We start from the raw sequence: 15,176 nt of genomic DNA, 5'->3' as shown, positions 1-15,176 counted from the left end.
TCCATTGAAAGCTTCCATGCCCATTCGCCGTCAGTTTCTCGCTGTCGCAACGACAGCCCTCGCCACGCTCGGCTTTGCCTCCGCGCTGCATGCGCAAACCGGCGACACCATCACCGTCGGCACGGACGCTACCTTTCCGCCGATGGAGTTCGTCGACAACGGCAAACGCACCGGTTTCGACATCGAACTGGTCGAGGCCATCGGCAAGACGCTGGGCAAGAAGATCGAGTGGACCGACATCGACTTCAAGGGGCTCATCCCCGGTTTGATCTCCAAGCGCTTCGACATGGCGGTGTCGGCCATCTACATCACCGACGAGCGCAAGAAAGTCGTCGACTTCACCGTGCCCTACTACGCGGGCGGGCTCGTCGCGATGGTCAAGGCAGACAACACCAGCATCAAGACGCCCGCCGACTTGAACGGCAAGAAGGTCAGCGTGCAGGTTGGTACCAAATCGGTCACGTACGTGAAGGAGAAGTACCCGCAAGTGCAGCTGATGGAGGTCGAGAAAAACCAGGAGATGTTCAACCTGGTCGACATCGGCCGCAGCGACGCTGCCGTCACGGGCAAGCCCGCCGCCTATCAATACGTGCGCATGCGATCGGGCCTGAAGGTGCTCGACGAGCAACTCACGACAGAGGAGTACGGCATGGCGATCCGCAAGGACACGCCTGAACTGACGAAGGCGGTGAACGGCGCGATCGAGAAGATGAAGGCGGATGGCACGTATGCGGCCATCGTGAAGAAGTGGTTCAGCAACACGGCGAAGTGATGCCGGCTGACCGGCCCCATGGATCTTGATTTCTCCCCCGTCTGGCAAGGCTGGTCTGCCCTTTTGCAGGGCGCGCTCGTCACGGTCGAGCTCACGGCGTGCGCGCTGCTGCTCGGCTGCGTGCTCGGCCTCCTGGTTGGCATCGGCCGGCTGAATCCGAAGCGCCGCTGGCTCTATTCGGTGTGCACGGCTTATGTGGCGGTCATTCGGGGCACGCCGTTGCTGGTGCAGCTCTTCATCCTCTTCTTCGGGCTGCCGCACTTCGGCATCCTGCTGCCGGCATTCTTGTGCGGCGTGCTCGGCATGGGCGTGTACTCGGGTGCGTACGTGTCGGAGATCGTGCGGGGCGCCATCCAGTCGATCGACCGTGGCCAGACCCTGGCGGCTGAATCCCTGGGCATGACGCCGGCTGTCGCGATGCGACAGGTGATCCTGCCGCAAGCTATCGTGCGCATGATCCCGCCACTGGGCAACGAGTTCATCGCGCTGATCAAGAACTCGGCGCTCGTGTCCTTGCTCACCATTCACGACGTGATGCATGAAGGGCAGAAAATCATCAGCGTGTCGTACCGCTCGCTGGAGGTGTACCTTGCGATAGCGCTCGTGTACTTCGTGCTGACCGGTGCTGTCACTTTGGTGCTGCGCCATTTCGAACAACGACTTCGCCAAGGTGGACTGCTGAGATGACCCTGCAACGTTTCGCTCGCAACGCACTGCGCTCGACCCCGTGGAAAAACGGCGGCGGTACCACCCAGGAGATCGCCACCTGGCCACCAGAGGCAGAGCTCGACGCGTTCGATTGGCGCGTGAGCGTCGGCACCGTCGCGGCGAGCGGACCGTTCTCGGTATTCCCCGGCATGGACCGCACCATCGTGCTGCTCGACGGCGAAGGCATGCGCCTGCGTTCCGTCGATGGCAGCGTCGTGCGCCGGCTCGACGAGCCGCACGAGCCCTTCGCGTTCAGCGGCGATGTCGATGTCGAATGCACGTTGATCGGCGGTGCGTCGAGCGACTTCAACGTGATGACGCGGCGGTCTGCCTGGGTCGTCGATGTGCGGGTATTCGAAGAAGGCCTGACTCTCGGCGCTGCCGAGTACGGCGTGCTGATGAGCCTCGACGGCCACTGGCAGGTCGGCGAGCAGAAGTTGAATCAGGGCGAAGGCATCTGGTGGGCCGATGTCCGGACCGAGTGGCGGCTGGCGCCGTTGAGCCGCAGCGCGAAGCTGGTGGCTGTGCGATGGAAGCCGAGCGCGCAGTGACGGCTTTCGAAGCGTTGCCTTCTGCCGATGGGTTGTGGAGCGGATTGCGTTCTGTCTTTGGTAATGGCACCGCCTTCGTGGTGACGGACGGCGTCATCCGCTGGATCGGTTCGCCCGATGCAGTGCCGAAAGAGTTCGCGAGGTTGAAGACCCATGACGGCGGCGGCGCGCTCGTCACACCCGGCCTCGTCGATTGCCACACGCACCTGGTCTACGGTGGCCAGCGCGCCAACGAGTTCGCGATGCGGCTGGCCGGCGCGAGTTACGAAGAGGTCGCGAAGGCAGGCGGTGGCATCGTCGCGAGCGTGCGCGCCACACGCGAGGCGAGCGAAGACGAACTGTTCTCGAGCGCATCGCATCGATTGCAAAGCCTGTTGTCCGAAGGCGTCTGCGCGATCGAGATCAAGTCGGGCTACGGCCTGGCGCTGGAACATGAGCGCAAGCAGTTGCGTGTGGCACGGCGACTGGCCCGAGCACATGGCGTGACGGTACGCACCACCTTCCTCGGCGCGCATGCGTTGCCGCCCGAGTACGCCGGCCGACCGCACGGCAGTCGCGACTACATCGACCTCGTGTGCAACGAGATGCTGCCCGCGCTGGCAGCCGAAGGACTCGTCGATGCGGTCGATGTTTTCTGCGAGCGCATTGCGTTTTCTCTGGCTGAAACCGAGCAGGTCTTCAAGGCGGCGCGAGCGCTCGGCTTGCCGATCAAGCTGCATGCCGAACAACTCTCCGACATGGGTGCCGCCGCGCTCGCCGCACGCTACGACGCGCTGTCGTGCGACCACATCGAGCACCTGTCGCAAGCCGGCATCGACGCCATGCGCGAGGCCGGCACCGTCGCCGTGCTGTTGCCCGGCGCGTTCTATACATTGCGCGACACGCAACTGCCGCCGATCGCCGCGTTGCGTGCGGCCGGCGTGCCGATGGCGGTGTCGACCGATCACAACCCCGGCACCTCGCCCGTGCTGAGTTTGCTGCTGATGGTGAACATGGCATGCACCTTGTTTCGGCTGACCGTTCCCGAGGCGATCGATGGCGTGACGGTGCATGCGGCACGTGCGTTGGGACTGCAGGAAACGCACGGCACGTTGGCGGTCGGGCGGCCGGCGAACTTCGTTTTGTGGGACTTGCAGGATGCTGCCGAGCTGGCTTATTGGTTCGGTCAGCGGCCGGTGAGGACTGTGGTGCGGCAGGGGAAGATCGCTGTGGGAAGCAACAGAACGTGAACCATGCGCTTTTCGCCGCAGATGCCCTGCTCCCCGGAGGATGGACACGCAACGTCCGTTTGACATGGGATGCGGCCGGTGACATTGCGCACGTGGAGCACGACGCCAAGCCTGTAGCGGGTGACCCGGTCGCCAACGGCCCGCTCATCCCCGGCATGGTCAACCTTCATTCGCATGCCTTTCAGCGCGCCATCGCCGGCCTTACTGAATTCCGCGGCCGGAGCATCGACGGACAGCAAGACAGCTTCTGGAGCTGGCGCACCTTGATGTACCGTTTCGCGCTGCGGCTCGACCCGGCGCAAATGGAAGCCATCGCGCTCGGCCTCTACGTCGAAATGATCGAGGCCGGCTACACGTCGGTCTGCGAGTTTCACTATGTGCACCACGACGCCGATGGCCGTCCGTATGCCGACGACGCCACGCTCGCGCTGGCCCTCATGCGTGCCGCGCACCGCGCCGGCATCGGCCTGACTTTGCTGCCCGTGCTGTACCAAACCAGCGGCTTCGGCGGCACCGCACCGGGCGACGGCCAGCGACGCTTCATCCGCTCGACCGACTCGATGCTGCGACTGCTCGAACGCCTCAAGCCACTGTGCGATGCGCAAGGCGCACGGCTCGGCCTCGCGCCGCATTCGCTGCGCGCCGTGCCGCCCGAAGGCTTGCGCCAAGCGCTTGCCGGACTCGACGCGATCGATGCCACCGCGCCCATTCACATCCACATCGCCGAGCAGACCAAAGAGGTCGACGACTGCATCGCCTGGAGCGGGCAACGGCCAGTCGCCTGGCTGCTCGATCACGCCAACGTGAATGCGCGTTGGTGCCTCGTGCATGCGACGCACATGGACACCGACGAGTACGCGCGTGCGGCCCGAAGCGGGGCCGTCGCGGGGCTGTGCCCGACGACCGAAGCCAACCTTGGCGACGGCATCTTCGACCTGCCCGCGTGGCGCGCGGCCGGTGGTGTGTGGGGCGTCGGCTCCGACAGCCACATCTGCGTCAACGCCGCGGAGGAATTGCTGATGCTCGAATACAGCCAGCGCCTCGCGACGCGCCAGCGCAACGTCGTTGCCGACAGCGGACAACCGCATGTCGCCACGGCGATGACGCTCGCCGCAGTGCAGGGCGGCGCGCAGGCGGCTGGCCGCCTGGACCCCGGATGCGTCGCCGGCCTCGCGATCGGTCAGCGCGCCGACTTCGTCGTGCTCGATGCAGCGCATCTGGCGCTCGCCGGATTGAACGCGGAGGACATGCTCTCGTCGCACGTATTCGCGAGTCACCGCACCAGCGCCATAGACGCTGTGTGGATCGGTGGCGAACAGCGCGCGAGTGGCGGCCGGCACCTTCTTCACGACAGTGCAGCAGCAGGCTTCGTCGCTGCGCGCACGCAACTGCTTTCGACCACATGACCTTCGTCACCGACCAGCCCCCATTCCGCTTTCGCCAGGGCACGCGCCCGCTGCTGATCTCCATGCCGCATGTCGGCACTTACGTTCCCCCGGCATTGGCAGTGCGCCTGACAGAAGAAGCGCGCCATGTGCCCGATACCGACTGGCACCTCGAACGGCTCTACGACTTCGCCGATGAACTCGGCGCGTCGGTGCTGATCGCCACGCATTCGCGCTACGTCATCGACCTCAATCGCGCGCCCGATGGCGCCAGCCTCTATCCCGGCCAGAGCGTGACCGGCCTGTGCCCGATCGACACCTTCGACGACACGCCGATCTACACCGCAGGTGATGTGCCCGACGACGCCGAAATCGCCGCGCGTCGCGATGCGGTCTGGCATCCATACCACCGGCAGTTGCAAGCTGAACTCGCCCGAATGAAGGCGGCGCACACCACCGTCGTCTTGTGGGACGCGCATTCGATCCGCTCGCGACTGCCGCGCTTCTTCGAAGGCAAGCTGCCCGACCTGAATCTGGGCACCGCCAACGGCGCGAGCTGCAGCGAAGCGCTTGCATCGACACTGCTGGGCATTGCGCAGTCGGCGCCGTCCTACGCGGGCGTGTTGAACGGCCGCTTCAAGGGCGGCTACATCACGCGCGAATATGGCGATGCGGCCGCGGGCGTGCACGCGGTGCAACTCGAGATGACCCAGTCCAGCTACATGCAGGAAGCGCTGCCGTTCAACTACTTGCCCGAAGCAGCGGCCGGCGTCTCGCCTCAAGTTCGGCAGATGCTCAACGCGGCGCTGGAGTTCGCCCAGAAACGCTAGGGACATCGAGGCGGCAGCAGAAGCAGGGAGGTGGCGCAAGATACCGTCCGATTGTCCAAACACCCCACAGGAAGAAATGTATGCCGATGATCAAGGTTGCCACCGAGGCACATCACCCCGTCGAACTTCACTATGAGGACTATGGTGTCGGCAAGCCTGTGGTCTTGATTCATGGGTGGCCGTTGAGCGGTCGTTCCTGGGAGGCGCAGGTGCCTGCGCTGATCAAGGCCGGCTATCGCGTCATCACCTACGACCGACGCGGCTTCGGTACCTCCTCGCAGCCGTGGGCCGGCTACGACTACGACACGTTCGCGGCGGACCTGGATGCAGTGCTGACGCAGCTCGAGCTGCACGGCGTAACGCTGGTCGGCTTTTCAATGGGCGGCGGTGAAGTTGCCCGTTACATCGCGAAGTTCGGCACCGCAAGAATTGCCAAGGCAGTGTTTGCTTCCGCTGTGACGCCATACCTTTACAAGTCGGCGGACAATCCTGAGGGCGGCCTGGACGATGCAACGATTGCGGGATTTCAAGGCGGTGTCGAAAGTGACCGGCTCGCCTTCCTGGACGCCTTCACCGAAAACTTCTTCAAGGCCGGCGACAAGGTGCAAGTCAGCGAGAGCCAGCGGGTGTATGCGCGCAACATCGCGGCTTTTGCCTCACCCAAGGGAACGCTGGATTGCGTGGCCGCCTTCGGTCGCACGGACTTCAGGGCCGACCTGGAAAAGATCAAGGTGCCCACGTTGGTCATTCACGGCGATGCCGATGCAATCGTGCCGTTCGAAGTGAGCGGTGCGCGCACGCACAAGGCGATTGCAGGCAGTCACCTCACCCTGATAAAGGGTGGCCCGCACGGGGTGAACCTCTCGCACGCTGCCGAATTCAACAAGGCCTTGCTGGAGTTCCTGGCCGTCTGAGTTCCGGGCGCTTCGGGGTTATTCGCCGGGCATCCGAAGTCCCGGTTTCTACAATCGGAAGCATGAAGCCTCTCGTCTACACCCGCGGCCAGGCGTTGCCTGGCATCCTCGCCCAACGCATAGCTATCCTCGACGGCGCGATGGGCACGATGATCCAGCGCTTCAAACTCAACGAAGCGCAATACCGGGGCGATCGCTTTAAAGACTTCGAGCGCGACGTCAAAGGCAACAACGAGCTGCTCTCGCTCACCCGCCCCGATGTCATTCAGGACATCCACGAAAGCTATCTGGCCGCCGGTGCCGATCTGATCGAGACCAATACCTTCGGCGCCACCACGATCGCGCAGGAAGACTACAGGATGGCGCATCTGGCACGCGAGATGAACGTCGAGTCCGCCAGGTTGGCCCGTGCAGCCTGCGACAAATTCAGCACGCCCGACAAGCCACGCTTCGTGGTCGGCGCGCTCGGCCCAACGCCCAAGACCGCGAGCATCAGCCCGGATGTGAACGACCCGGGCGCGCGCAACGTCGACTTCGAATCGCTGCGGGCGGCCTACTACGAGCAGACCGAGGCACTGGTCGAAGGCGGCTCCGACGTCATCCTGGTCGAGACGATCTTCGACACGCTCAATGCCAAGGCCGCGCTGTTCGCGGTCGAGGAGTATTTCGACAACAGCGGCGAGCGGCTGCCACTGATCATCAGCGGCACCGTGACCGACGCATCGGGCCGCATCCTGAGCGGCCAGACCGTGACCGCGTTCTGGCACAGCATCCGGCATGCACAGCCGCTGGCCGTCGGCCTCAACTGCGCGCTCGGCGCGGCGCTGATGCGGCCGTACATCCAGGAGCTGGCCAAGGTCGCGGGCGACACTTTCATCAGCTGCTACCCCAACGCCGGACTGCCCAATCCAATGAGTGAGACCGGCTTCGACGAGACGCCCGAAGTCACATCGCGGCTGCTGCACGAGTTCGCCGCCGAAGGGTTGGTCAACATCGTTGGTGGTTGTTGCGGCACCACGCCCGACCACATCGCCGCCATCGGGCGGGCAGTGGCGCCGCTGCACGGACGCGTGCTGCGCAATGCGTTCTATCGCGAAGCCGCCTGATCGGAAGCGTCGCAATCTGCGTTCGATCGGCGACTCTGCGAGTCTTCACTTTCAGCAAATTTGTGAAGCGCAGATGAAGCTTGCGCTCCAAACGCAACGAGCGTGCACGCGGACGCTTCATGCCGCGTTGTTCGACAAGGCCAGGCCGGCACAGACGCGGTTAAGGCCGATTGACAACGCTTCAGACCGCGGCCTACCCTGACCTCGCACAAGGACTCAACATGAACAAGACAAATGCTCAGCGATGGATCGGCATCGGCGCCCTCGCGCTGATTCTTCCGGTGGCAGCCGCTGCACAGCAGGCCTTCACGCGCGGGCCCGTCAACTTGCGCGCCGGTCCCTCGGGCGACTACCCGACGGTGGCGCGGCTCGGTCCGGGCCAGCCGCTCGACGTCATCGGATGCACCAACGGCTACGGCTGGTGCGACGTCGTGTTGCCCGACGAACTGCGTGGATGGGTTGCAGCTCAAAGCCTCGACTACGCCTACGAAGACCAGCGTGTGCCGTTGGCCACCTACGGCGCCAGCATCGGCATCCCGATCGTCGGCTTCGCAATCGGCAACTACTGGGCCGATAACTACCGTGATCGCTCCTGGTACGGCGACCGTCGCTACTGGGGCAATCGGCAACCGCCGCCCGTACAGGGTTGGCGACCGGAACGGCCGCCTGAACCGGGCTGGCGGCCGAATCCGTTTCCAGGTGGCGGTGGCGGAGGTGGCTATGGCCCGGGCTATGGTCCCGGTTACGGCCCCGGCTATGGCCCCGGTCGCCCCGGCAATCCCAATTTCGGCGGGCCCGGTGGCGGTCAGCCTCCCGGCTACCGTCCACCCGGCGGAAACTTCAACCCGCCGCAGCAGGGGTTTCGTCCCCAACCGATGCCGCAGCCCGGCTTTCGTCCGCTGCCGGGCGTCGGGCTCCAGCCGTCGCCGCCGCCAGCGCCGTCCAACACACCGCCGCGCAGCAATGGCTTCCAGAAGGACGGTCCCTGACCTGACCCACAGCGACTTCGCTCGCTGCTCACCCGCGGCGTCGCATCAGGTCGACGAAGCGGCTGGCGCCCAGCCCGAGCGGCCGCTCTTTCGACCACACGACGTCGACCCATAGGTCGAGTCCGTTGCTGAGGTTCTCAAAAGGAATTTCGACCAGTGCGCCAGCGGCTATGTGCGGCAGCACCACGTTGCGCGGCAACCAGCCCCAACCCAGGCCTGCCGCGATCAGGCTCAGTGCCGCGAGCGCGTTGTCGGTGCGCCAGGTGTCCCGCGCGTAGACGAAGCGCGGATCGCTCGTCGCCAGATCACGCCCAGCGACGACGATCTGCCGCGTCGTGATGAGGTGTTGTTCACGCAGTTTGCCGGCGGCCTGTGCGAGCACGGGGTGCGCTGGCGCGATGACCGCGACCATCGTCTCGCTGCTCACTTCCTGAAAGCCTTCGCGACCGTCCAGGCTCGGCCGCTCGAACACGAGCGCCAGTTGCGCGCGACCGGTGTGCAGCATGTCGAGCGCATCGGCCTGCGGCGCCGCCAGCACCTCGACTTCGAGCAGGGGATGCTCTTGCGCCAGTGTGGCGAGCGCGGCGCTCCACGGTGCCGCCAGCAACTCAGGCGCGATGGCGAGCGTGAGTCGATGTTCCAGGCCCTGTGTCAGCGAAAGCGCTTGAACCTGCAACTGCCGCAACTGCGTTGCCAGCAACCTCGCTTGCGGCTCCAGCGAGCGCGCGGCGGCATTGGGCCGCGGCTCGCGGCCGGCGCGGTCGAACAGCGGCAAATCGAGTTCCGCTTCGAGGTTGGCGATTGCCATGCTGACCGCCGAAGGCACGCGGCCCAGCGCCCGAGCGGCGGCCGAGAACGAGCCTTTGTCGATTACCGCGAGAAAGACTTCGACGCTGTCGCTCGACCAAGCCATGCCGTCTTACCTATCAGTCAGATTGAAAGTAGATAACTTTATATGTCAGCACGCCAAACATAAAGTCGGGATATGCAAGGTATCAAACGTCGCGTCGTCTACATCACCCTCTACGAAGGCATCGCCATCGTGGCCGCCAGCGTCGGGCTCGCGCTGATGTCGGGGCAGGGCCTCGGTCATTCGGGGGCGTTGGCCGTGGTCGCCTCGGTCATCGCCGTGCTCTGGAACCTGGCCTTCAACGCGCTCTTCGAGCGCTGGGAATCGCGGCAAGCCGTGCGTGGCCGCAGCGTCAAGCGCCGCATCGCGCATGCCGTCGGCTTCGAGGGCGGGTTGATCGCCTTTCTGGTGCCGGTGTTCGCCTGGGCGCTGGGCGTGAGTCTTCTGGAGGCGCTGGTGATGGACCTCGGCCTGGTCGTGTTCTTCCTGGTCTACACCTTCGTTTTCAATTGGGGCTTCGACACCGTTTTCGGTCTGCCCACATCGGCTGCAACGCCTTCCACGAGCGCTGCTCAGCCGGCCTGAACCAGCGCCGCACTGCGGCATGCAACACTCGCTCGATGTCATCTTTGGAATGGGCCGCGTCGGCCTTGCAGGCGTTCGACGGGGCGGTGGCCGCGAGCAAGGGATTTCGCAGTCGCGAAGGGCAGCGGCGCATGGCCGAACACGTGGCGCGCACGCTGAGCGTTGCCACGCTCGGCAAGGCTGAAAAGTCGAATCTTCCGCAAGAGTCGCAAATCGGCGCCGTCAGCGGCGCCGATGAGCCGGTCCGCGCGATTGCCGTGATCCAGGCAGGGACTGGCGTCGGCAAGTCGCTCGCCTATTGCGCACCTGCCATCGCGCTTGCCCTGGCGCGCAACACGCGCGTGGTGATTTCCACCGCTACGGTCGCGCTGCAAGAGCAGTTGGTGAACAAGGACTTGCCGGCGCTCGCCGCGTTGCTGCCCGAGCCGTTTCGCTTCGCGCTCGCCAAGGGCCGCGGTCGCTACGTGTGCAAGCTGAAGCTCGAACGCCTGACCGGCATGGCGGCGGATGGCGCCGACGCAGAGCACGGAAGCCACGGCGAAGAGGGCGACAACTTCGAAGACGACCTGTTCGCCGACGAAGAGGCCGGCGAGGGCGCGTCGCGCGCCGTGCGGCCACCGCATGAGGTCGCCGCGCGCCTCCAGTTCCATACCGGTATCGCGCAAGCGCTTAACCGCGGGGCATGGGACGGCGACCGTGATTCGCTCGACGCCCAGCCCGCCGCCGACCTCTGGGCACCGATGGCGGCCGACGCTGCGTCGTGCACCGGCAAGCATTGCCCATCGTTCAACGGCTGCGTCTACTACGAGCGCCGCAAGACGCTGGTCGGCGCGCAGGTGATCGTGGTCAACCACGACCTGCTGCTGTCGTCGCTCAACAACCGCTTGCTGCCCGAGCTCGACAACTGCCTGCTGATCCTCGACGAGGCGCACCATTTGCCGGCCACCGCGCTCTCGCAATTTGCCTGCCGCATGGACCTGGGCCGCCACGTGTGGGCCGAGCGGCTGGCCCAGCGTGCGGTGCGCGTTGGCGTGCGGCTGGAGGTGACCGAGGTGGCCGACATTCCGATGCATGCCTCGCAGATGCGACAGGCGCTACAACAGGTCGAGCGGCTGGTGATGGAACTGTACGGAGAAGCTCTCCAGACCGGCCTCGCGAACGCCTTCAACGCAACGGGTCGCAACACATCCCGGGCACGTTTGCCGCTCGGTGAACTGCCGGAATCGCTGCAGGGACCACTCGGTCGGGTGGCGCACCATGCTTCCGGATTTCTGGACGCGTTGCGTGTCATCGCGAGCGCGTTGCGAGCCGAAATGCGCGACCAGCCAGCACTCGCCCGCCGGCTGTCCGCCATGTATGCCCAACTCGGCGCGCTGGCGCCACGGCTCGAACAGACACTCGACACCGCTCAATTGCTGTTGCGCGACGCAACGCCCGGTGCAGCGCCGGCCGCCAAATGGTTCACGCTGGAAGTCGATGGCGACCTGGCCACGCTGCAAGCCCACGCGAGTCCGTTGCTGCCTGGAGCGACGCTGCGCAACAACCTGTGGAACAAGGTGCGCGGCGCAGTGCTCACATCGGCCACGTTGACCAGCTGCGGACGCTTTGATTTTTTCTTGCGCGAGTCGGGCCTGCACGGTTTGCACGAGGAAGGCGTCGCGACCACGCTCGAAGTGCCCAGCCCGTTCGACTACGCCAAGCAAGGCAAGCTCATCGCGGTCGAGACCCGAGCCGATCCTCGCGAAGCTGCCGCCTATGTCGCCGAGATGGTGAAAGCATTGATGCGCGATCTGGCCGATGTGCGGCACGGTGCGCTCGTGCTGTTCACCTCGCGGGAGCAATTGCGCATGGCTGTCGAGGCGCTGACGTCCCGCCTGAAGCCCATCGTGCTGCTGCAGACGGCGATGCCGCGCCAGCAGTTGATGGCCACGCACCGCCACCGCGTCGCCGAGGGCCTGCCGTCGATCATCTTCGGCATGCAATCCTTTGGCGAAGGGCTGGATCTGCCGGGCAAGCTGTGCGAATCGGTCTTCATCGCCAAGCTGCCGTTCGCATCACCCGACGATCCGGTGAGCGAAGCCCGCGCCGAGTGGCTGCGTACCGTCGGCCGCGATCCTTTCACCGAGTTGGTGGTGCCGGCGACGGCGATTCGTTTGGCGCAGTGGGTCGGTCGCGCGATCCGCAGCGAGGACGATCGGGCGAGCGTGTATTGCTATGACCGGCGGCTGGTTCGTACGTCTTATGGGCAACGGTTGCTGCAGGGCTTGCCGGCGTTTGCGCTGACGACTGTGCGTGCGACGGAGGTGGCGGTGGTCGTTTGACCAAACCCTCACGCCGCATCGACGATCCGAAAGCCGCCTAAAATTAAGCCTCTCGAGGAGCGTTGCAGCGTTGACCGGTCTTTCTCAAGACCCGGCCACGTCAGGCTCGGGATCGTAACGACGCTCACCTGATCTCAAAAATCTACAGGTGAGCCCGTGTCCCAGACGTCCCCGAAATCCGAGTCCCCAGAGACCCCAGGTACTCCGATTCCTCCGCCGCTGATGCTTTCCGGCCTGGAGCCGGTCACGATCGGCGAGGGCGCGTTGTTCGTCAACATCGGCGAACGCACCAACGTCACCGGTTCGAAAGCATTTGCCCGAATGATCTTGAATGGTCAGTTCGAGGAGGCGCTCGCGGTAGCACGCCAGCAAGTCGAGAACGGCGCGCAGGTAATCGACATCAACATGGACGAGGCCATGCTGGACAGCAAGGCTGCCATGGTCCGCTTCCTGAACCTGATCGCCAGCGAACCCGACATCGCGCGCATGCCGATCATGGTCGACAGCTCCAAGTGGGACGTCATCGAAGCCGGTCTGCGTTGCATCCAGGGCAAGGGCATCGTCAACTCGATCTCGATGAAAGAAGGCGTCGACGGCTTCAAGCGGCAGGCCAAGCTGGTGCGGCGTTACGGCGCTGCAGCGGTGGTCATGGCGTTCGACGAAAAGGGCCAGGCCGACACCTACCAGCGCAAGATCGAAATCTGCGAACGGGCCTATCGCATCCTGGTCGACGAGGTCGGCTTTCCGCCCGAAGACATCATCTTCGACCCGAACATCTTCGCCATCGCGACCGGCATCGAAGAGCACAACAACTACGCGGTCGACTTCATCAACGCGACGCGCTGGATCAAGCAAAACCTGCCGGGCGCGCGCGTGTCGGGTGGCGTGTCGAACGTGAGCTTCAGCTTTCGCGGCAATGACCCGGTGCGCGAAGCCATCCACACCGTGTTCCTGTACCACGCCATCAAGGCGGGCATGGACATGGGCATCGTGAATGCCGGCATGGTCGGCGTGTACGACGACCTCGAGCCGGTGCTGCGCGAGCGGGTGGAAGACGTGGTGCTCAACCGCCGCGAAGACGCTGGCGAGCGCCTCGTCGAAGTGGCCGAGACGGCCAAGAGCGGCGCCAAGGACGAGAGCAAGAAGCTCGAATGGCGCGGCACGCCGGAGCACCCGGTGGCGGTCGACCAGCGCCTGTCGCATGCGATGGTGCACGGCATCACCGACTTCATCGTCGACGACACCGAGGAGGCCTACCAGATCATTTTGGCGAAAGGCGGCCGGCCGCTGCATGTGATCGAAGGGCCGCTCATGGCCGGCATGAACGTCGTGGGCGATCTGTTCGGCCAGGGCAAGATGTTCTTGCCGCAGGTGGTCAAATCGGCACGCGTGATGAAGTCGGCCGTGGCGCATTTGCTGCCCTACATCGAGGCGGAAAAACTGCTCGACGAAGCCGCGGGGCGCGATGTGCGCACCAAGGGAAAGATCATCATCGCGACGGTCAAGGGCGACGTGCACGACATCGGCAAGAACATCGTCACCGTCGTGCTTCAGTGCAATAACTTCGAAGTGGTGAACATGGGTGTGATGGTCCCGTGCCACGAAATTCTGGCGCGCGCCAAGGTCGAGGGCGCCGACATCGTGGGGCTCTCGGGCCTCATCACGCCGAGCCTCGAAGAGATGCAGTATGTCGCCGGCGAGATGCAGCGCGACGACCATTTCCGCATCAAGAAAATCCCGTTGATGATCGGTGGCGCGACCACCAGTCGCGTGCATACGGCCGTCAAGATCGCGCCGCACTACGAGGGCCCGGTCGTCTACGTGCCCGATGCCTCACGCAGCGTGAGTGTGGCGCAGAGCCTCCTTTCGGACAACGCCACCAAGTACATCGACGAACTCAACGCCGACTACGACAAGGTGCGACTGCAGCACGCCAACAAGAAGCAGATACCGATGTGGTCGCTGGCGAAATCGCGGGCCAACAAGACGCCGATCGACTGGGCGAACTACACGCCGCCGGTGCCCAAGTTCATCGGTCGCCGCGTGTTCAAGAACTACGACCTGACCGAGCTCGCCAAGTACATCGACTGGGGCCCGTTCTTCCAGACCTGGGACCTCGCGGGTCCGTTTCCCGCCATCCTGAAAGACGAGGTGGTCGGAACCGAAGCCGTGCGCGTGTATGCCGACGGTCAGCGCATGTTGAAGCGCCTGATCGAAGGCCGTTGGCTCAGCGCCAGCGGCATCGTCGGTTTCTGGCCCGCCAACACGGTGAACGACGACGACATCGAGTTCTATACCGACGAGAGCCGCACCGAGGTCGCCATGACTTGGTATGGCATGCGCCAGCAGACCGAGAAGCAGATGATCGACGGCGTGATGCGACCGAGCCGCTGCCTGGCCGACTTCGTCGCGCCGAAAGACAGCGGCCTGAAAGACTATGTCGGCATGTTCGCTGTTACCGCGGGCCTGGGCGTCGAGAAGAAGGAGAAGTACTTCGTCGACGACCTGGACGACTACTCGGCCATCATGCTGAAGGCGCTGGCCGACCGGCTGGCCGAGGCCTTTGCCGAATCGCTGCATCACCGCGTGCGCACCGACCTCTGGGGCTATGCGCCGCACGAAGGCCTGAGCAACGAAGACATGATCGCCGAGAAGTACCGCGGCATTCGTCCGGCGCCCGGCTATCCGGCCTGCCCCGACCACAGCGTCAAGCGCGAGATGTTCGAAGTCATGCAGTGCCAGGACATCGGCATGACGCTGACCGAAAGCCTCGCGATGACGCCCGCCGCCAGCGTCAGCGGCTTCCATTTGAGCCATCCTGACTCGACGTACTTCAACGTCGGCAAAATCGGGCATGACCAGTTGCAGGACCAGGCGGCGCGCAGGAAACAAAGCGAGGCCGAGTTGGAGCGGCTGCTGGCTCCGAATCTATAACC

Annotated in this window: 13 protein-coding genes and 1 riboswitch; of the genes, 12 read left to right on the top strand and 1 reads right to left on the bottom strand. The window is 64.6% G+C overall.

Annotation, left to right across the window (positions count from 1 at the left end; translation table 11 throughout):
• Positions 1–16: 16 nt before the first annotated feature.
• The 9 genes from RCH10_RS00175 (at position 17) to RCH10_RS00135 (ending at position 8,484) form a co-directional block, all read left to right on the top strand.
• A complete protein-coding gene (locus RCH10_RS00175) occupies positions 17–772 on the top strand; it encodes a transporter substrate-binding domain-containing protein (protein WP_409050789.1) in 756 nt (251 codons plus the stop codon).
• An 18-nt stretch (positions 773–790) separates the two neighbouring features.
• Positions 791–1,459 (top strand): amino acid ABC transporter permease, encoded by a 669-nt coding sequence (locus tag RCH10_RS00170; protein WP_323499789.1) that lies wholly within the window; start codon positions 791–793, stop codon positions 1,457–1,459.
• Complete coding sequence (locus tag RCH10_RS00165; protein ID WP_409050788.1) at positions 1,456–2,031, top strand: HutD family protein; 576 nt, start codon at positions 1,456–1,458, stop codon at positions 2,029–2,031. Before RCH10_RS00170 ends, RCH10_RS00165 begins: the two co-directional genes overlap by 4 nt.
• Positions 2,010–3,260, top strand: a complete 1,251-nt coding sequence (hutI, locus tag RCH10_RS00160) for an imidazolonepropionase (RefSeq protein ID WP_409050787.1) — start codon at positions 2,010–2,012, stop codon at positions 3,258–3,260. Before RCH10_RS00165 ends, hutI begins: the two co-directional genes overlap by 22 nt.
• Entirely contained in the window at positions 3,257–4,666 is a 1,410-nt protein-coding gene (locus RCH10_RS00155; RefSeq protein WP_409050786.1) for a formimidoylglutamate deiminase, read from the top strand. Before hutI ends, RCH10_RS00155 begins: the two co-directional genes overlap by 4 nt.
• Positions 4,663–5,475: an N-formylglutamate deformylase gene (gene hutG / locus RCH10_RS00150; RefSeq protein ID WP_409050785.1), complete on the top strand. Its 813-nt coding sequence runs from the start codon at positions 4,663–4,665 to the stop codon at positions 5,473–5,475. Before RCH10_RS00155 ends, hutG begins: the two co-directional genes overlap by 4 nt.
• 80 nt (positions 5,476–5,555) lie before the next feature.
• Positions 5,556–6,389 (top strand): alpha/beta fold hydrolase, encoded by an 834-nt coding sequence (locus RCH10_RS00145; protein WP_409050784.1) that lies wholly within the window; start codon positions 5,556–5,558, stop codon positions 6,387–6,389.
• A 62-nt stretch (positions 6,390–6,451) separates the two neighbouring features.
• Complete coding sequence (locus RCH10_RS00140) at positions 6,452–7,495, top strand: homocysteine S-methyltransferase family protein (RefSeq protein ID WP_323497309.1); 1,044 nt, start codon at positions 6,452–6,454, stop codon at positions 7,493–7,495.
• 221 nt (positions 7,496–7,716) lie between these two features.
• Entirely contained in the window at positions 7,717–8,484 is a 768-nt protein-coding gene (locus RCH10_RS00135) for an SH3 domain-containing protein (RefSeq protein WP_323497308.1), read from the top strand.
• 28 nt (positions 8,485–8,512) lie between these two features.
• Here RCH10_RS00135 and RCH10_RS00130 read toward each other — a convergent pair whose 3' ends face one another.
• On the bottom strand, positions 8,513–9,397 hold the full coding sequence (locus RCH10_RS00130; protein WP_323497307.1) for a LysR family transcriptional regulator: 885 nt from the start codon (positions 9,395–9,397) through the stop codon (positions 8,513–8,515).
• Positions 9,398–9,469: 72 nt separating this feature from the next.
• Between RCH10_RS00130 and RCH10_RS00125 the strand changes: the two genes are divergently transcribed.
• The 3 genes from RCH10_RS00125 to metH all read left to right on the top strand — a co-directional run bounded on the left by RCH10_RS00125 (position 9,470) and on the right by metH (position 15,174).
• A complete protein-coding gene (locus RCH10_RS00125) occupies positions 9,470–9,919 on the top strand; it encodes a PACE efflux transporter (protein ID WP_323499801.1) in 450 nt (149 codons plus the stop codon).
• Between the two features lie 35 nt (positions 9,920–9,954).
• A complete protein-coding gene (gene dinG, locus RCH10_RS00120; protein WP_409050783.1) occupies positions 9,955–12,240 on the top strand; it encodes an ATP-dependent DNA helicase DinG in 2,286 nt (761 codons plus the stop codon).
• A gap of 48 nt (positions 12,241–12,288) precedes the next feature.
• Positions 12,289–12,373, top strand: a riboswitch (S-adenosyl-L-homocysteine riboswitch).
• Positions 12,374–12,447: 74 nt separating this feature from the next.
• Positions 12,448–15,174 (top strand): methionine synthase, encoded by a 2,727-nt coding sequence (gene metH, locus RCH10_RS00115; protein WP_409051312.1) that lies wholly within the window; start codon positions 12,448–12,450, stop codon positions 15,172–15,174.
• The last annotated feature ends 2 nt before the right edge of the window (positions 15,175–15,176 follow it).

Origin of the sequence: Variovorax sp. GrIS 2.14 (genome assembly GCF_046115955.1) — a bacterium.
Classification (GTDB): Bacteria; Pseudomonadota; Gammaproteobacteria; order Burkholderiales; family Burkholderiaceae_C; genus Variovorax.
Note: the sequence above shows the minus strand (reverse complement) of the source record. Positions and strands in the feature narration are given on the sequence as shown.

Excerpts from the sequence above, each read along its gene's own strand:
- RCH10_RS00165 (WP_409050788.1), top strand. The coding sequence starts at position 1,456 with ATGACCCTGCAACGTTTCGCTCGCAACGCACTGCGCTCGACCCCGTGG.
- hutG (WP_409050785.1), top strand. The coding sequence starts at position 4,663 with ATGACCTTCGTCACCGACCAGCCCCCATTCCGCTTTCGCCAGGGCACG.
- RCH10_RS00175 (WP_409050789.1), top strand. The coding sequence starts at position 17 with ATGCCCATTCGCCGTCAGTTTCTCGCTGTCGCAACGACAGCCCTCGCC.
- RCH10_RS00145 (WP_409050784.1), top strand. The coding sequence starts at position 5,556 with ATGCCGATGATCAAGGTTGCCACCGAGGCACATCACCCCGTCGAACTT.
- RCH10_RS00135 (WP_323497308.1), top strand. The coding sequence starts at position 7,717 with ATGAACAAGACAAATGCTCAGCGATGGATCGGCATCGGCGCCCTCGCG.
- hutI (WP_409050787.1), top strand. The coding sequence starts at position 2,010 with ATGGAAGCCGAGCGCGCAGTGACGGCTTTCGAAGCGTTGCCTTCTGCC.
- RCH10_RS00170 (WP_323499789.1), top strand. The coding sequence starts at position 791 with ATGGATCTTGATTTCTCCCCCGTCTGGCAAGGCTGGTCTGCCCTTTTG.
- RCH10_RS00130 (WP_323497307.1), bottom strand. The coding sequence starts at position 9,397 with ATGGCTTGGTCGAGCGACAGCGTCGAAGTCTTTCTCGCGGTAATCGAC.
- RCH10_RS00140 (WP_323497309.1), top strand. The coding sequence starts at position 6,452 with ATGAAGCCTCTCGTCTACACCCGCGGCCAGGCGTTGCCTGGCATCCTC.
- RCH10_RS00125 (WP_323499801.1), top strand. The coding sequence starts at position 9,470 with ATGCAAGGTATCAAACGTCGCGTCGTCTACATCACCCTCTACGAAGGC.
- dinG (WP_409050783.1), top strand. The coding sequence starts at position 9,955 with ATGTCATCTTTGGAATGGGCCGCGTCGGCCTTGCAGGCGTTCGACGGG.